Below are 18,242 nucleotides of genomic sequence, written 5' to 3'. Positions count from 1 at the left end.
TCAAAGACACAAGTCTTAATATAAACCTTAAACCTGCCTGTTTATCTTGATTTTAAAATTCCTGTCCGCATGCAACTCAAGAAACCAGCTAAATTCTCTGCAAAGAAACCTAGTTATCTCAATTATATCAATGTCCTGGTAAGTGATTCCCTTTAAAATAACCTGAGTGTGCCCACACTAGAATCAACTACTTCAGGTACGTTAGTCGAATATGAGTCCAAGCTATTTTCCTTCACAGTTATCGTATACTTCCGATTTGTTTCCCCGTCTTGATATGTAGTTATCCACTCAGCCTCAGAACAAAAGCGATGAAATGTTAAACGTCCAATCCCATTTTTTCCGTGTGTTGTAGATTGAACATTCCTTATTCGAACCGTAGGAATCGACTTGTTTCTCCGACTCATAGAAAGGAGTAAACTTTCCCTCCAAATCCTTTAAATTGGTTAATCAACAGGCGTGAAGTCATGTAGTCCTTATCTCCCGTTTTAACTCATCCAAAGTCAAACAAGGTTTGATGGAGGCCTGATCTTTAAAAATTAAACTTAAATCGACATTCTCTCAGTTCATATCCTGGCTCCTCAATCCATTTTTCAACGGATGGCTCAGTTATCGGCTTCCAATCGTCAATTTTAGGAAGATGTTAGTATGTTCACATAAGCTCGGCATAACTCTTCGTATCCAAATACAATTCCCTCTGGAATTAGCTCATAAATCTGCTCCCATAGTCGTTCGAGCTTAACTAAGTTGGCCTCAGCAGCTTCAAATGTGCGGATGGTTTTATCAAGTGAACTTTTTAATTGCTAAGGCATCCCATTTGGCCTCCCTCTACGCAAGTCATTAACTCGTAAGAACTATTAGATGTCCACTTCTACAGTACCTTACGATCAACATCAGCTTGAGCTAATCTATTGGCACTGTTCACCAATTCAGACCAGATGGCATTTCTTCTAACCTTGATTTGATTAGAGATTTGCGTCAACTGTGACTGACCTACAAGTAATTCCTGCTCAAGCTTTTTCCGCTTTGCATCAATATCACGATCTACATTTGCGATATCTGCTTGTGGAACACCTAACCTGGGATCAAATACAAAATTACGTTCTATCGTACTGCGCCAAACGGTTAGCTTTCTTGTATACGATGGTCCGAATCCAGGTACCTGCCTAATCGCATTGGCATTAATATCAGATGCTGTCTCAATACCAAACGATTCCAGCGTTGCTTTTCTACTAGGGCCAATACCTTCTATTTTGGCGTCCTCAATTCTATACCGTTGAAGATAAGCGTGTAATTGTCTATTCCTTTGTTGCGATTCAAGTTGTTTTAGTTTCTCGGCTCTCAGACCTGCAAGCCCTTGATATTCTCGCCTGGCATTCCCTAGCTCACTCATCTTCTTAGAAAACGCCTCGTGTCCTGCTTCTCTTGCCCATCTTGTTGATAAATGATTCCATGCTTGCTCTGCTTCTTTATACTTCTGGTTTAATTCTTGTTTCAACTGATTACCGTCGCTGTCCCTCAATGCTACTGTAAAAATAACGCTTGCCAGCACGATGAAAATCCACCCAGCGGGATATAAGAACAACATCAGTATTCCGAGCATCGAAGGAACAACAGACAAGTACTTCTTCTTCTTCCTTGTTCTTGCTTGCTCAACGACTGGTTTAGAGGGGCTAATCCCCTGTATGGGTATAGCAGGTACAGCAGGGGCCGAGCCTGGCGAAGAAACCGCTACAATTTGAGCCCATACTGATTCCAATTTAAACGTGCTGAGAGATTGATTACTCAATGCTACGAGCGTCGGGAATAGAACTACGCCTGTTTTTCCTTCGAGTTCGCACCAAGGACACGAACCTAACATGTCTGGAAAGCTATGCTCTTCTTTATGAGAGCATTTTTTCAATTGGTTGGTCATCTTACTAAGGACAGCGACCCATTCCTTAGCACTCGGCCTGAATCCTCTTCCTGTCCCTTCTGTAGAGAACGCCCTCTCAAATAAGGCTCCAACACTCGACGGCAGTGCCTTTAATGCGAGCGTACCTGGAGGAGGCTGCATCATTTTTGCCGCGGCAGAGCTACTATATGCGAATCTGAATTCCTTAATTGCTTTTTCAATTGGCATTTCGCCTGGGCCCAGATATCTCCCGGAAAAAGGATGTCTACCCATGAATAACAGTAAAAAGATAAATACGGCCAATCCAAAATTGTCATGATTGTATGTTCGAACAACATCCCTGAACGACGAAATATCCTGAAACTCAGGCGGTTGATACATGGGGATACCGACTTCACACTTGTACTGAGTCCCATGAGATACGATCTGAAAACTGTCGCAATCAACGATCATAACTGTACCCTTATCAGTTACGTAGAAGTTCCCATGATTCACATCACCAATTACATGGCCGCTTTCATGTACAGTGGCAAATGCACGAGCCAAATTTGCAGCTGTATGAACAAGAAATGGAAACGTTGTCCTTGGAAATTCATTTAATCTGGTCTTTGGACTATACAAACTATGTATTGCTTTGCCTGCAAGCTTGGGCATCAGGAATCCAATGATCTCATTGCTTTTATTCCGAAGAACGTCTACTGGCCAAGTAGTAAAACTCAGCAGTGATTCATTCTTCAAATCGACCATTGTCTTTATCTTCTCTTGCTTAATTGTACTAATAGATTGATGATAAACCTTTGCAACAACCTTAGAGTCCGATTTTACCTCGTATACAGAGCCTTCCCCGCCCCTACCCAGTTCGTTCCCCAGATACAAGGTTCTTCCGCTACCACTAATCGCACTTGTTACTATCTTCATATATAAGTCTTCTTCGAAGAAGGGCTTCTTCGTGTAGCCAGAATAAGTGTTTTATCATCGTCGGTACGGTCATTAATTTGGTTTGATGAAAGGTATGCAGCTAATGATGTCACGAATTTATCCGTTCTCATTTCCGTTTGTGTCCTAAGCGCATTAAAAAAGGGGCGAAAGAAAGGAGTATGAGCGCTCTGTGACTGATAATGCAGTGCTAAGCGTTGCAACCCATCGGTGAATAGCGAAACCTCATCTGTTACTTTTCCAGTGTGGATACTGAACTGCAACTTTTCTTTTGCCCTTGTCTCCGTGACAAAGTAAGTTGTATTTTCGTATTCACCCTGCTGGGGCCAAAACTCCCACGTATACGTATCGATATCATCAGGTGAAGCTACTACAATTGCCCCATCGCCAATCTGGGCAAACACAGCCGTTTCATTAGAAATTACTGCAGAAATGAAAGTACAGGCAAATTCACGGGCTGGGAGTTCCATTGCTACAGCTCTGGCATGTATTTCACTTTGAAACCTCAGTATCCATTCCTCATAAAATTCTTTCGTCAGTGCCTTTATCTCATTGCCTGTCTCCAAATATGCTCGCAGCTCGTCCACAAATAAAGAACAGGCCAGAGCTGATCCAATGTCTGAACATTGAGCACTTCCTGCACCATCAGAGGCTATGGCTACCAATACTTGTTCTCCATTCAAATCATTCAATACCTCACAAGCAGATGAATCTTGGCAAGGTTTCCCGCTTTTTTCGTGAGAGGTCCCAATTACAGATGCGTTGGCATACCTCCATGTTGCCACTAGATAGTCCCCCAGCCTTCTGGTGTAACTGGATTTTGAAGCTGGACCTGATCCCCTGGTGCTGAATGAGAAACTGAACTCAGTGAATTTGACAACCATGAGAACAAATCTCGGAATCTCAAACCTTTCAGCTTGATTGGTTCTCTGGTAGAAATTTGTCTTAATGTGTTCATATCTGCGTCTTCTACACCTACAGCAAAAAACATGAATGACTTAGCTGTTTCTCCTTCCTTTACTAATGCAGCAGCCCTTTGCCAATTATCTGTAGGAGCCCCGTCTGTAATTAGAAATATCCACGGACGATAGTACGACACACCATTTTGTTTGTATACTTCTTTACGATTGTTCAACATGTTCACTGCTTGTTCTATTGCGCTGCCCATAGGTGTATTTCCGTTGGCAATTAACGTAGGTGGATAGTAAAGGTCAGGACTTTGAAAATCCGATATGACCTGTACAGGGCCAAATCCAACCACAGCCACCTCAACTCTTTTAACTGCCATACTATCTGCCATTAGCTCATCTTTGAATGCAATGAGCCCGTTATTTAGCTCGTTTATAGGGATACCATTCATTGAGGCTGATGTATCCAAGAGAAGTATACAAGGACATCTTGGTTCAGGATTTTCAGCGAATTCTGCTGCAAATGGTATTTGCTCAAAATTAGACATGGGAGTAACCACCTTTTCCAAGTAATTTCTTAAATCTCAATGGAATGATCATGAGTCTATCAAAAGATCAACTAAGTTTTACACGCTACAGAAGAAGGGCGTGCCACCAGGCCCCCCACTACATGCCTAGTTGTATTATAGGCCATAAATCCCAGTTTTGGAATCCTTGTTTCACCATTCCCTATGATTCAGCATATTTCTTCATTCTAATGAACGAGTGCCATACAAGAACTCGATTCCGGGTAGGGCGGCTCTTCCCTTTGCCCGGGTGGGAATTGCACCTACTGAAAGCACCCAGCTTACCTAGGCGCACCGAAGAACTTGTCGCAACTCGGCTCCGTATAGCATTAATGAGGCTCATAATGAATGATAATCTAGCTGATGAACTTTAGCAGTTCCAAACTGAGAGCAACCAGCACAAGATCACACATTAGACAACGTTAGAAAACGAAGTATAGTTCCTGCTCAAAAGAATTCAGCTGATCGAAGCTGACATCCAATCGGGAAAAGCTAAACCCTACCATCAAGATATGCTATCAGAGATGCAGCTTGAACTGAAAGATAAGTCTGAGGAGTTATCGAGGCTATCCGTCAATTTTGTTGACTTTCATGCATCTGAAGAATATATTGTTAAAACGAAGTACGATATCCAGACCTTTCTCAGTCTATTGGATCAGGAAGCTCCCAATCCTCAGCTTTTGCACAGCATGGGAAGTACCTTTATATCCAAACTGAATATAAACAGGGATACAAGCACGCTATATCTAACCATTCAATTGACTAACCAAGACAAGATTATGTAGGAAAAGACAATGATTGCGGAGTGAAATATCTGGTTGGAGAAAAGGCTCACTAAAAATATTCTGATACCATAAGCAGAAGCCTGATAGACCAGTAATATCAAGGCCTCAGGAACCTCAACGTAGTAAGAAAAACAAAAGGGATGCCCTCATGTGACATCAGGCATATTTTTGCCACTCGATCAGGCAATTTATTGCCGATATTTCAGCATTTATTTGTTGATGTAGCAAGAACTCAATATATAAATCATTCATAACTTTGCCGTCGAAACAAAAATCAGGTTAATTTTTGCCATAAAAACAAATCGCTAAAAGCTTTTAGGTCAAGGATATTTATAGCACACAAATGGTTATCTAGGAGTGTTTATTCCTCCAAAACTAAGAAAATAAGGAGCAGCCCCCCACAATTAGCTACTCCCATCATAATTTTGAGTCATTTCTAAAAAAATCAGACATGTCTTTTTATGGTTTTGAGTTGACATTCCGCTACTACTAAGTCTAAAGAGCTATGTTTAATTCATCAAGTATTCTATCCCGTAGTTTAATAAATTCTCTATAATATATTCTATATTTAAGTATATTTCTTATATGCGCCTCCGTTAATGGCAAATTTTGTTCAAGAAGTAACAGAATCGCCCTTTTAATATCCGTATACAATTTTTCCTGACGAATTATTTTTTGTTCTCTCAGATATTCTCGATACCTTTTTGTGATTAATTTACATTCTTCACCAGCATTATAATATAATACTGACTCAGTATATTGAACTTCCTTTATTACTTGAGCCAAACTTAAAGGAGGATAATCATTTCGATCTATAATTTTCCGTAGGACTTCGCGTAACTGTTGCGGATCTACAATAACTTGTGTTTTTCTAGTAAAATAACGAAGTGCTCCCGTGTTAAAATGACTTTGTTCCCAAGGAAAGTTTGTTAATAGCGTTACTAAGGAGACTTGATAATAATATGAAAATTTTAGCAAACGTTCTAACTCTGGTATGTGGCCGCCCCTACACCACTGACCTGTCATTGTCCGAAGCAAATTTAGTCTCCTAGAGAACTCACTCTGATTTCCTGCTGCAACATGTTGAACCATGTTTCTTATCAGTTGAGTTATCTTTTCAGGGGTTAGAATATGATGCATTTGGTCGTTATTAATAATCATTTCCGTTACGATATTACACTTCCAACTTTCCCAAAGAAAATCGAGATTACCGGTGTTAGCATTTAAACCATTTATACCACCTAAAAACTTTCTACATTTCGGACAATAACCAACCTTTGATAAAGATTGAAGTACGTTCCCTTTATAGCTACAAAAAGGACATTTTTCTTCAAGCAACACCTTATGTTTCAAACAAATATTTATTAGTTTTATGTTCCATATTAATGGCTCGTAAAGTTCCTTTTTCTCCTTCATCTCATGGAGGCACAGAGGACACCATACCCGTTTTTCTTTAACTAAATCTCGCTTTCTTATACCGGACCAATTTGTAAGTGTAAGTTGCCACAAATTAATATTGCCCGTCAACATTTCACAGGCACTAACAACATCCTGTGCAATATGGTTTGATGAGTTAATATAAAATGTTGAAGAGTAATTTCGTTTCTGTAAAACTAAATCAAGCATAACGTCAGATTTCAAATAAGGCTTAAACATATTTAAAAGCCAGTTGGTAGGCACATTATGCACTTCTGACAATCGAATTATATAACTGGTCAGGCTTTCTACCGAAGCGGTACCAATCCCCTTCGGTTCTAAACAGTATAGCGCTGTGCACGAATAATTTATATTGTTTTGTAAATGTAAAGGACTATACTGGGCAGTTTCAGACTCTGTGTGCACAGTGTATTCTATAAATGGCCTAAAAAAATTAGTATCTTTCCCTTCCATAGAAAAGTTCCTCACATTTCATCTGAATAATAACTCACATTCCGCACCCCTAGACTCCGAAAATGGCGAATTATGGTGTATGCTAGAATCATAGAACAGAACATCGTGAGCGGATGGGTGAATATGCAAATTGACCATATTTTTGAAGTCGGTTACCTTCCTGTGTTAAGTGGAATCATGAACCAATTGGGGCTGCGAAAGAAGATTGATGAGTTTGTCCCTGTCGACCCGCAATGCCAGACAACCGTAGGTGAAGCCGTCCAGTTGCTGGTACTCGACATCCTGAGCGGTCGGAATGCCTTGGTTAACGTGAAACGATGGGCTGCCGAGCAGGACTTGGAACAACTGCTCCGTCCCGGTCTGCAAGCTTCGTGGTTCAACGATGACGCGCTTGGGCGTCACCTGGATCGGCTATATGAAGCAGATATCCACCACATTTACTCGTCGTTCCAATTGCATGTATATCAACAAGAGCGCATCCCGATGAGCGTTTTCCACGGCGATACGACGAGCATGTCGGTCTACGGCGCGTATACGAAACCAAGCCAAGCGTTGCAGATCGTCGAAGGCTATAGCCGTGACCGACGAGGCGCGAAACAAATCCAATTCGGCTTGATCGGAAATAGCGATGGCATTCCCCTCTACGGCGATGTACATGACGGAAATACATCGGACAAAACTTGGAACCCGAGTGTGCTGGAAAAACTCCATGCACAGTGCGCCGCTGTGGGACTGAAGGACTTCGTCTATGTGGCCGACTCGGCTGCAATGACCAAGGCGACTTTGGACGCTGCAAAAGGTGCGGGCGCTTATTTGTTGACGCGGGCGCCGAACCAACTGAAGATCGTCAAAGCGGCGCTGGAGGCCGCAGACGCAGAGCATGCTCCGTGGTCAGAGAAGGTATCGTTTGTGTCGTCCAAGGAAGGCGCCAGTTATCGCTGGCTGGCGTCGGAGGCAGAGTATGAAGGGCATCGGCTTCGCTTGATCGTCGTCGAATCCAGTGCATTGGATAAGAAGAAAGAAAACACGTTGAATCGGCGGCGGGAGGACGAACGCGCTCAGCTTACACAAGCAGTGAAGGAAGAAGCCCAAAAGACGTTCCATTGGAGTCTGGCCGATGCGGAGCAAGCCGCTGAAACCCTTCAAAACGGATATTCTCCAAAATTTCATCAGTTTACAGTAAAGACGGTACCGCAAGAGATCATTCGCAAAAAACGCGGACGCCCCAAGCAAGGGGAAGTTCCGCAGATCGATACCGTTTATGTTTTGCAGATCATGATCACCCCGGACGAGGCGCGATTTCAAGAAGCTCGCCGCCGGGCGTCCCGTTTTGTGCTGGCACCACCTTGCCGCCCGAGTGGCGAGGAGAAACGATGGATGGCACAGCGCTTCTTGGCATGTACAAGGGACAGATCCATGTCGAGATGAACTTCTCCTTCCTGAAGGACCCCGTGCACACGGATGAAATCTATCTGAAGAAACCGGAGCGCGTGAAGGTGCTCGGCTACTTTGTTTTTGCTAGCCTTAACGATCTACCTGGTATTCCAGTGGCGGGTTCGGCAGCACATCACCGAGCAAAAGCCGATGCACGGAGCAGGCGGGCGCATTTTGCGAAAACCCACGGCTGCGGCGATCTTTCAACTCTTTAAGTACCGGAAAGTGGCCGTTAATCGCATGCCGGACGGCACTCGGGTCAGGCAGTTCGGAAGCCCGCTCACCAAAGAGGAGAAGCATGTGCTGTCGATTCTCAATTTGGATGAATCCATTTATCTCGGCTAATCGAATCTGAGGACTTCAGCGGTGGTTTTGCTCTTGGGGCCATCGCTATATCCGTTTAGTCGGCTCATTTTCTCTCAAAATTCTACTCACTACCTCATGATGAAGGCGCGGAGTGTAAGTAATAACTTAATTTGTCCCCACCTTATCACGTTCTGGTTTACGTACGCCAGGTTTATTATTTCCTTTTCCTCTCCCATTATTTTTATCATCTCTTTTTTCTGGCATTATCCCTTGGTACAAAAGCATTTGATATTCATTAACTTTTGCATTTGTTTCAACATCGTACTCCTCATATTCCCTAGCTTCCAATAACATTGTCATGCATTGATCAATACTGTGTGCATGTTTTTTTAAACAATCCATTGACAGATGCTTCTTCTTTGATAATAAAGTATCTTTGAAGGCTAGAAATAACCAATCTTTTAATATGCCAACACATCCAATTGTTCTTGAATATAAAAAATCAATATTTGACATGAGATCTGGTTCTTTTTCTAATGGCATAATCCTTTGAAAGGAATACACGGCGTTCGCGAACGCTTCCATGTCTTTTTTATTTTCAACTTTATACCGCGGCAAATGAACGTCGATGCCCCTTCGACTTAATTGTCCACTTTGATTCAGAAATGGGACTAATTCATAGGTTCCGATCATTACATGGAGTACCTTAGATAAAGAAGCCATTGATTTCACTAAATCCATTTGATTAAACAATCTGGTACCCGATGAAACCTTGGTGAAATGTTGGGCCTCATCGATAAGGAAAGCTTTTGGCGAACGGTATATTAAGGCATTTTCGAGAGAACGTCGCAACTCCCTATTCACATCTTTTTTCCCGATGTTAATTTCCTGATCATCCTCGTAATAAATCTTATAATCAATTAAAGGTTCTCGTAGAGCTTGAAGAGATCTAATATAAAAGTCTTTAATATCAAAATTGCTGCTATCAGGGGCCAATGCCTCAACCCCCACGATTGGTATTTGTCCTTTATTTTGAGCTACGTAATTGCGGATAACATTACTAACAACGGCTTTAAATAAAGTGGACTTTCCAACTCCGCTTGGCCCCACAACCATAATGAGAGAACGTTTTCCCGAATTATTTATAACATCAAGTACTTCTCTAATGGCTTTTGAAAGATGTGGATGAGCTATATGGTAATTCTCGAAGAATTTTTCTTTCTCATCATTAGTACTTGAAAGTAACTCTTCTGGAAACTGGGGGGCTCCACTTTTTTCTTTTACCATTAAAAAATCAACTCCTCAAAGACTTGATGAGGTGACTCATCCCTACCATTCTTCTTGGTTTCACTTACCTTTCCTTTATTGAGATTAGTCACCTTATCTACATGATCAATAATCGATTGACCGTGAGCCAGTTCCTGAAGTTCATTCTTTCCTTTTTCTTCTTCAACCGACTCATGCTCATCTCCAACTAATTTCTCCTGTTCTTCATCCCCGTCCAATACGAGCAACGCTTGTTTTGTCTCGAGATCTCGTAGATGCTGCATTAGCGCAATTTGTTTTCCTTCAGCCGAAGTCATGAATGATGCTATCTTCGAAGCAGTAATACTATCACCATTTTTTACGGTATTTTGCGTTCGCTTCTTCAACTCTTCAGTAATAATCTGGAGTTCTTTTTCTGTTCTATTTATAAAAGTAAGATAGTGCTCCGAACGCAAAAGTACCCATTTGTTTTTAACATATGCATAGACAATACCGATATTATATGGGTCATAACGTACCGGAACCGTTGTATTCTCGACCCCGGGTTGCTTTAGTGCAGGTGCGTTATAGTACATATAATTGAATTTAACGCCTCTGCCAACATAAACCTTTAATGTTTGGTGTGGTGTCGAAGGCAGAGTAAGCAACTTGAATTCTTCGTTATAAGCAATAATAGTAAAATCGCGGTTTCCTGATTTAGCGATTCCATTCAGATATGCGTCCCTCGGACTTTCACCGAGCGAAATGTGTTCTCTGGTATCGTATACGTCATATGCCCAGAGAGCCATCATTCGAGATAGTTCAGGCAGGGTCCATGCTGACTTTTTCTTTGGGTTTACATCTGGTGTTACTTGTCGGGCATTTTTCATTACCTGTGTATTTCCCAGCAAGTTGTGAATGAACATTTTATTCGTAACACCAAACAATCTTTCAATAACAGACCCTGCTCGTGGTTGTCCTTTGCGCACTTTTTTATTCAGTCCATGAATGGCAAGTAACGCCTCAAAGTAAACACTGCTAAACTCCTTTCCTCCATCAACAACCAAAGTCTTTGGCAACTTACCATGTCTTTTTACACATTCACGTATTACCATCATGCAAGAACGAATACTCGGGGCATCGTAAGTTAAATAAAAAGCAAGAATTCGCCTAGTGAATGCATCAATCAAAAAAGTAACCCAAGTTTTCCCTAATTCTTTACCAGTTTTAGAGCATCTCAGTTCAAGATCAAGCTCGGTGTGATCAATATGACCAATTTGAAATGGCCTTTCTCCATGTCGAGGATTTTGCATCTCTAAGAAATAATGAAATGGCTTGTATTTATTTGCTGCTTTATATCCCTCGCGTTTTCTTGTTTGTTCGTATTTTGGCCTAGCATTAACATGTTCCGTAAAGGTTTGGTATGGGGGACAATAAATCCCCTTTTCCTTACATTTATCTCTAAGCGCTCTCCAAACAGTCTTCATTACTTTATTAGTACTAGATTCATAATCGTCAATATAAATTTCCATCATTTTTTTAGTTTCATCGTTCAATCTCGAGGTTCTATTGCCTTGATTTTTCCTATTTGGCAGTAACCCCAAAAAACCGTTTCCATAAACCTCTTCGCTCCGTTTATATTTGGCAATCCAATCACGCAATGTCCTACCTGGTATATCAAAATCGCTCGCCTTTTTCTCACCTGTTATTATCGGAAAAACAATATTGCATCGCCTAGTAGCCTCTTCTAAATCTGCAGGTCCAGCCGATAAAAATATGTCACTTCGAAGTTCGTCTTCAACTGTTTTAACAGCAACGAGATTCCTTATCTCACCTTTGTTTATTAATTCAAATAATATTGTGTTTGACAAAAGCATTGGTTCGCCTTGGTCATCTGCCAGTGTCGTTTTAGTTTCACCATGATTAATAATTGTCAAAGCTCGGCCATCCCATTGGATTTTGCTCCCACCCTTTAGATTAACCATAGCCGGTGAAATGGATCTCTCCGTGAGACTGCAACGAGAAATAATTGAATACGCAGACGCAATTACTTGGTCTGTAAATACCTTTACATACTCCCAATCTGTTATTCTTTCTTGATAAAGATCGATATAGATTTCTTCAAGTACTATTGATTTATATATAATGTCAGAATATCGGCCGATCTGCTCATATAATTCTTTTAGAGTAATCCCTTGTTTATTCTTTATGGTAACCTTCATTTGTTGCAAGACATCAGCATCGATTTCAATTTGTTCCTCTGCATAATAATCTTCAAGAAACTCTAAGTTACTTTGAAAAATCCAATCTATTTCTTTATTGGTCCAAACTTGAAATGATAATCCCAGTTGTCTGGCATACTCCCTTACTGGAGGCATATCCCATATGCCTTGATCGATGAGACAGTATCTTTCCGGATGATCACTAGAAAGCTTTTCGAGCTTCGCCTCCGTCTTGCATTCTCTCCATCCTATAAAGTCTTCTGAAATTATAAAATAATCACTCGTATAGAGATGTCCACGTCTTTTCCCGTCCACTACGTATCGAATTGGAAAAGATGGGGGTTGATCATAGTACTCGTAGACCTTTGGGTCATGTTCCAAAAGATAAATGCATGGGAGTTCTAACGTATGACTTTCATATTGAATGGTAACCCCCATTTTTTTACTACTATAGAAACCGGATAAATTTCCCCTACTACTTTCCACCCTTCTGGCTGGTGGAGAACTTCTTATCTTTCGGATTTCTGCAATTGTCTGACCCGATAACTGGTGTTGTTCGCAAAGCCGCAAAAAATCACTTTCATTCAACACTCCTTGTCACCTCGCCAATGATTACATAATATCCATAATTCCCCAAATAATTTTATTTTCCTACTATATTTAGATATTTTACTAAAATTTAATTCTATATTTTGTGTTTCAGGAGTTACGCATTATTTCTAAGCAAAAACTAAAAAGTTTGATGGGCCGTCAATTAATTTATTCCTGATTTCAACAAAATTGCAAGAGAGGACTGATAAAATTCCCGAGTTGCTCTCTCCCTTAGTACAGCCGGTCTACCCAACTTTTTCTCAACTTTTTGAATCGATGGATACTGTCCTGAGCCATATATCTCTCCGCATGCTTTAGATATCTCACCATTTAGCTTTAGAATCCTTAATGCCTTACGATTTGATTGATAATACTTACTGTTTTTTGCCTGCAAAATACACAATGTACCATAGTATTTATATAATGTCTTTTTATTACACTGAAGCTTTTCGGCTACATAAGTTACATTAAATCGCATATTTGTTCGGTCCGTCAGCAATAATTTAAAGGCCTTCCCTAATTCCGGAATTGGCTTTTGTGTTATGACCACATTTTCTTTTTTACTTCTTTTTGCCGAAATTACCATCTTGTTAGGTTTCAGTCCCCATATTCCTGAGTAGAATTGCACGAGCGACAAATCGCATTTGTTACATATCCTTAATACATCATCGAATGTAGGTAAATTCTTTCCCGAATGCCACCCCCAAAAAGTACTTTTGGGGATTTCAACCCATTCCGCGAAAGCTGCAATTTTATCTTGAGAATACAAGTAAACAAGGCGACCTAGAGTCCATTGAATATTGCCTCTTGTCAATCTCAACCGGTTCAAATCTAATGAAAATAATTTTTCTATGCTGACAGCTTTAAACTCCTCCCAATTCCCAGCGAAATCTTGATGTTGACTTTCTGACTTCATACCGAGCCAAGAAAGACATTTAGAGCAATATCCAGGATTACTGTTATTTTCAAGAATCAAGCTGTATTTATTACAGACAGGACATGTCTGATGTAGTTTAACTTGATGTTTTGTACAGACCGATACTGGCTGCAGCATCCATATTAAAGGCTCATAAATTATTGTCTGTTGTTGCCTCATCTCCTCAAAACATACTGGACACCAACTCTTTTGACTTTTGAGGAGCCCGCGGGTAGGCAGAACATTTGAGAACTTCCTCAAAGTAAGTTCGGCAAGATCTGATCTTTTAGTCAATTGCTCGAGTATATCTGTAAATTCAGAAGAAATATTCGTAACACCATTTATTAAGTGTGAAGAAGTGTAAAATCGTCTCCCCCCTCCATTATTTAAATATTCCTTATCAAAAAGTGGATATATGATTCGCGATAGTAAACTTCCAGTTTTTACACAGTGCATTCTGGAAATTCGTGTAATATAACTTGATAAAGCCTCCACACGAGCTGTGCCTACTCCCACAGGTTTAAGACAATATAAGGTGCTAACCGCTCTTTCATTTACGTCAGTTTGTTCGAAAAAAAATCCGTCATAATCTATATTCATATATAAACCTCATTATCGCCGCGGCTCCTTCGGGCCAAATTTTGATCTATCTATTCCATGCTTAGTTCGTGCAACTTTAAGGCAACCCATCGCCTCATAATAATCAGTTAATCTTTTGCCTTCATACATTGAAATGTTAACTAGTCTGCAAATATCACCCTCCAGAGTACGACCTATAATAATAGTTGATATATCATCAGGTTGATATAATATTGGTATAGTTTTACCATGGTATGTTGGGTAACTAAACCACTGTTCCTTTATTGCGCATCTACAAGTGTATTTCTGCATCATAAATACAATTCCATTACGGGTAATTGTTGCAATTTCTGCGATATACATTATTCCCACCCGCCACCAATTATATTTAATTATCGATATTTATATAATAAAATATCCAATATAAAATATTAATAGCGATCTTTTGGTTGTCATACCATTAGTTACTCTTGGGGAAAGAATTTACCGCAAGCGAGTAATACGCTTTCAGAAAAAATTGAAGTGGGCCTTGCTCGACCGTTAAACTATGCTTTACAAACGCATTGTCTTCGATTTAGCTTGTACCGGGGATATATTCTGGCGGCGCAGGGCAAGACGACTTGCTCGCTCGAGGAGGGACAAGCCGATGTTGAACAAAGCTCTAGATAGTCCGCAAAGCTCTGAACAGTATATTTCTTAAAATCATGGTATCCGTCACTCATTCGATTTCTCTCCTCGTCATATATTTCGATATAGATGATCTACTCTCACTTTAGTGAACGTTGCCGTCACTTATGATACGGTTCCCCGTATCAATTTAAAGGTAATGTTCTATTTCTTGGTGGTCCAGAATATGGTAGAGATAATGCCTATACGCTATACTATTAGGTATAGGTATATACAGATATTTGGGGGGATCATCTATGAGACAAGCTATAAAGGATCTTGGAATTGATTACTTAGTTCACTTCACACAAGCCGATAATTTGTCGAGTATCTTCAATCATGGTATTTTACCAGTATCGTTACAACGCTCAAGAAATATATCAGCAAAGAGAAATGATCTATTCAGGATGGACTTCTGCGAAGGAGCGACAAGTACATCCATTCGCTTTCCTAACTATAGATTATTCTTTAAATTTAGAATGAACGATAGATCAGTCGATTGGGTTGTATTAGCCCTATCGACTGACTTACTACATGAAAAACAATGTGCATTTTGTACAGATAACGCCGCTAACTCTAACATATCTCAACAAGCATTAAGGGATCGTATGGGGCCAGATGCTCTTCGAAGAATGTTTGATGACGTTCCTGGTAAACCGCCGAGATCTGTTCTCGGTACACCAGATTCTTCTCCAACCAACCCACAAGCTGAGGTGCTTGTATTTGGGGAAATTGAACCTCAATACATCGGAGCAGTAATATTTGAGAATAATACGACTTCAGCAAAATATCGCCATCTTCTTCCAGAAAACCTTCAGGTTGAAGTTCTGGATGGATTCTTTGCCCCAAGGAAAGACTATGCTCACTGGCGAAGGGAGGAATAATATGGCAACAAGACCAGTTTTCATTTCAGTTCCGAGTATTCCCAATTACGTAGAAATTGACGATATTGAGTTCGAGTGGTTTCCTGGTTTTTCAGTAAAACAAAAACAGCGGTCAATCGCTTCACTTCACGAAAACTTCAAGCATAAATATTCATCCCTAAGTATTTTAGAAATATCGAGCAAATCGGAGAACGAATTAGGCGTTGCTTTAAGTGCCTTTAACCTAACAATTGAAACAAAAAATAATAAGTCCTTTACTGTGGAAACTGCTTTTCAATCGAGCAAAGTGTTTGAACATGGTGGTCCATACATTGACTTGTTTGGACGTACTTCAAGAGAAGCCAAAAAGGACCCCAGATTAAAAACAAGCGGTAAACTGATCCGATTTCAATATTTTAACCGTACCTGGCCTCTGGAGCCTAAAACATTATTTTATGACTGGTTATACATTAATGCACTTTCGCTTAATACAGATTTAAGTAAACTGATTCTTGAATACGACGCATTTTCTGACATTGAGTTTAATCCAGAGAAGTCTATAAACTGTCAGGCCAGATCCGCCGCATTGTATATCTCTTTACACCGTAAAGACCTCCTGAACCACGTGTTAGAATCAACAGATAATTATATTAATACTTTGGTTACTAATAGGGAAATATCCAGTCGGGAAATGCCAGCTCCACCAGAACAATTGGACCTCTTTAGTTAGTGTTACGGAGTAAGCTAATTTGCTCAAAAGACTTTACATGGAGGGGCGGGCATGATAAGCTGACTTGCCATTGCGAAACCCTTGCGGTTTCGCTCTTTCGCATGAAATCATGCCCGTAGAGGCTCCATGTCAAGTCGGCTATACAATACCATTAGAATTGAAACGTCATGATCTTGCAGAAAAAAAAGGCTTGGGGTATTCCCTTGCCTTTTTGCCTAAAGAAAATGTACTACTGAGTACGCCTGTATTCTTTTCACTGATAAACATGTGCTAAGCAGCACGCCTGATTCCTAATTGAACGTACATAAACCTGTACGCTTTTGATTTCTTTAACTGGGGACTTGTACTAAACAGCACACCTGATTTATTGATAACATATTGTATGCGAAACAATTAAAAATATTCCATTGTATCAACATTTTTCTCAGATGTCGTATCTAATCTTTAAGAAAAAGCGATTTGCTCATATTTACTTGTTCAATCATATGACCGATATTCCCCTCACCTGCAAATAGCATCATATCAAAGAAATTTTGTTTTAGATCGGACCAGTATAGTTCATTTTCCTCACCTGAAACAGTGATATCATGCTTTAGTCTTCCAGCGTAAACCTCAACATAGCAGTTCTGCATGTAGTATTTGAAGTCCATTACATGATGCAAGCTAACATCCTCTTTTGTAATGCTGGTTTCCTCAAGTAGTTCTCTGTAAGCTGATTCAATTCCTGTCTCTCCACTTTCGATTTTGCCACCGACTAAGTTACTCAGCCCTTTATATGGGTCTTTCAATCTTTTACACATCAATAGCTGGTCCATACTTGTATTGTATATCATGAGAACATTATATCCTTGCATGAGATGCTCCTTATGTTTTAACGATTTAATTACGCCACTAAAAAGAATAACCCTATGATAGGAATCATGGGGTCTTCTTACCGATGCTTTCGGATTTGTTTTCATTTTATTATAGTTGGAATATTAAGTCAACCAAGCGAGGACAGAAAGGTATCAATAGAAAGAACGAGGAGCCGTATAACCGATACACTTATGCAAGCAAGGATTGAAAATGTAGTCACTTGGGAAGTTGTTAATCTGGACTTAGAAAATCGAATCTTCTGCAAGAGAAAGATACTTGTGCAAACAATTAAACAATTTGAATATCAAGTTGCCTCAGCAAAAACCTTCACATACGAACGTTTGTTTGATATACTAATTACAAACAAATGTTCGGGAGAGATTGGCATGGCTCAACAAGAATTGATGACGTTGAAGAGATTTCAAGAAAAGTTTCATTCGGATGACGCATGCCGCGAGCATCTGTTCCAGATCCGCTGGACGAACGGCTTCTGCTGTCCCAAATGCGAGCATACTGCATTCTACTTTCTGGAAACCCGCAAGCTGTATCAATGCACGCGCTGCAAGCATCAGGCGTCTGTTACTGCCGGGACGATTATGCATAAATCTCACACTCCACTGCTGACCTGGTTTTGGGCGATTTTCCTTGTGGCGCACGATAAACGCGGTGTTTCCGCTGTTTTCCTTTCACGTGAACTGGAAATCTCCTACCCAACCGCGTGGTTATTGCTTCACAAGATTCGCAAAGCCATGGGAGATCGCGACGCCCACTACCAACTGGCTGGTTTGGTCGAGTTGGATGACGCTTTCTTCGGAGCGCCAACAGAGGGTGGCAAACGTGGTCGCGGCACGGATCAAAC

General features: G+C 40.5%; 11 protein-coding genes and 1 pseudogene. 4 read left to right on the top strand and 8 right to left on the bottom strand.

All coding sequences use genetic code 11. The annotated features are described in order from the left end of the window. Positions 1-868 precede the first annotated feature (868 nt). The 4 genes from BLO51_RS25115 to BLO51_RS25095 all read right to left on the bottom strand — a co-directional run bounded on the left by BLO51_RS25115 (position 869) and on the right by BLO51_RS25095 (position 6,976). Positions 869-2,809 carry a helix-hairpin-helix domain-containing protein gene (locus BLO51_RS25115; RefSeq protein WP_090676206.1) on the bottom strand — a complete coding sequence of 647 codons (1,941 nt, stop codon included), beginning with the start codon at positions 2,807-2,809 and terminating at the stop codon, positions 869-871. Then, positions 2,806-3,711, bottom strand: a complete 906-nt coding sequence (locus BLO51_RS25110) for a PP2C family serine/threonine-protein phosphatase (RefSeq protein ID WP_090676204.1) — start codon at positions 3,709-3,711, stop codon at positions 2,806-2,808. Before BLO51_RS25110 ends, BLO51_RS25115 begins: the two co-directional genes overlap by 4 nt. Then, complete coding sequence (locus BLO51_RS25105; protein WP_090676202.1) at positions 3,612-4,283, bottom strand: vWA domain-containing protein; 672 nt, start codon at positions 4,281-4,283, stop codon at positions 3,612-3,614. The genes BLO51_RS25110 and BLO51_RS25105 overlap by 100 nt, the downstream gene beginning before the upstream one ends. 1,298 nt (positions 4,284-5,581) lie before the next feature. Further along, positions 5,582-6,976, bottom strand: coding sequence for a TniQ family protein (locus BLO51_RS25095; RefSeq protein ID WP_090676198.1), 1,395 nt, complete (start codon positions 6,974-6,976; stop codon positions 5,582-5,584). Between the two features lie 117 nt (positions 6,977-7,093). Here BLO51_RS25095 and BLO51_RS25090 point away from each other — a divergent pair. Continuing rightward, a pseudogene (locus tag BLO51_RS25090) lies at positions 7,094-8,755 on the top strand (IS1634 family transposase). Between the two features lie 126 nt (positions 8,756-8,881). Here the strand turns inward: BLO51_RS25090 and BLO51_RS25085 are convergent. The 3 genes from BLO51_RS25085 to BLO51_RS25075 form a co-directional block, all read right to left on the bottom strand. Next, the gene (locus BLO51_RS25085) at positions 8,882-10,003 is read right to left on the bottom strand and encodes an ATP-binding protein (RefSeq protein WP_090676196.1); all 1,122 of its coding nucleotides are present in this window, start codon (positions 10,001-10,003) and stop codon (positions 8,882-8,884) included. Further along, positions 10,003-12,771, bottom strand: coding sequence for a DNA-binding domain-containing protein (locus BLO51_RS25080; protein ID WP_143006984.1), 2,769 nt, complete (start codon positions 12,769-12,771; stop codon positions 10,003-10,005). Before BLO51_RS25080 ends, BLO51_RS25085 begins: the two co-directional genes overlap by 1 nt. Positions 12,772-12,937: 166 nt before the next feature. Then, the gene (locus tag BLO51_RS25075) at positions 12,938-14,290 is read right to left on the bottom strand and encodes a TniQ family protein (RefSeq protein ID WP_090676192.1); all 1,353 of its coding nucleotides are present in this window, start codon (positions 14,288-14,290) and stop codon (positions 12,938-12,940) included. 902 nt (positions 14,291-15,192) lie between these two features. On the opposite strand from BLO51_RS25075, the gene BLO51_RS25070 reads away from it, so the two are divergent. Further along, on the top strand, positions 15,193-15,819 hold the full coding sequence (locus tag BLO51_RS25070; protein WP_090676190.1) for a DarT ssDNA thymidine ADP-ribosyltransferase family protein: 627 nt from the start codon (positions 15,193-15,195) through the stop codon (positions 15,817-15,819). 1 nt (position 15,820) lies between these two features. Continuing rightward, the gene (locus BLO51_RS25065) at positions 15,821-16,528 is read left to right on the top strand and encodes a DarT1-associated NADAR antitoxin family protein (protein WP_090676188.1); all 708 of its coding nucleotides are present in this window, start codon (positions 15,821-15,823) and stop codon (positions 16,526-16,528) included. 437 nt (positions 16,529-16,965) lie between these two features. Here BLO51_RS25065 and BLO51_RS25060 read toward each other — a convergent pair whose 3' ends face one another. Further along, a complete protein-coding gene (locus BLO51_RS25060; protein ID WP_090676186.1) occupies positions 16,966-17,382 on the bottom strand; it encodes an NUDIX hydrolase in 417 nt (138 codons plus the stop codon). Between the two features lie 387 nt (positions 17,383-17,769). Between BLO51_RS25060 and BLO51_RS25055 the strand changes: the two genes are divergently transcribed. After that, on the top strand, positions 17,770-18,242 hold a 473-nt coding region (locus BLO51_RS25055), incomplete at its 3' end, for an IS1595 family transposase (protein WP_143006983.1).

The organism is Paenibacillus tianmuensis (genome assembly GCF_900100345.1).
GTDB lineage: Bacteria > Bacillota > Bacilli > Paenibacillales > NBRC-103111 > Paenibacillus_G > Paenibacillus_G tianmuensis.
This window is presented reverse-complemented; position numbering and strand designations above follow the sequence as displayed.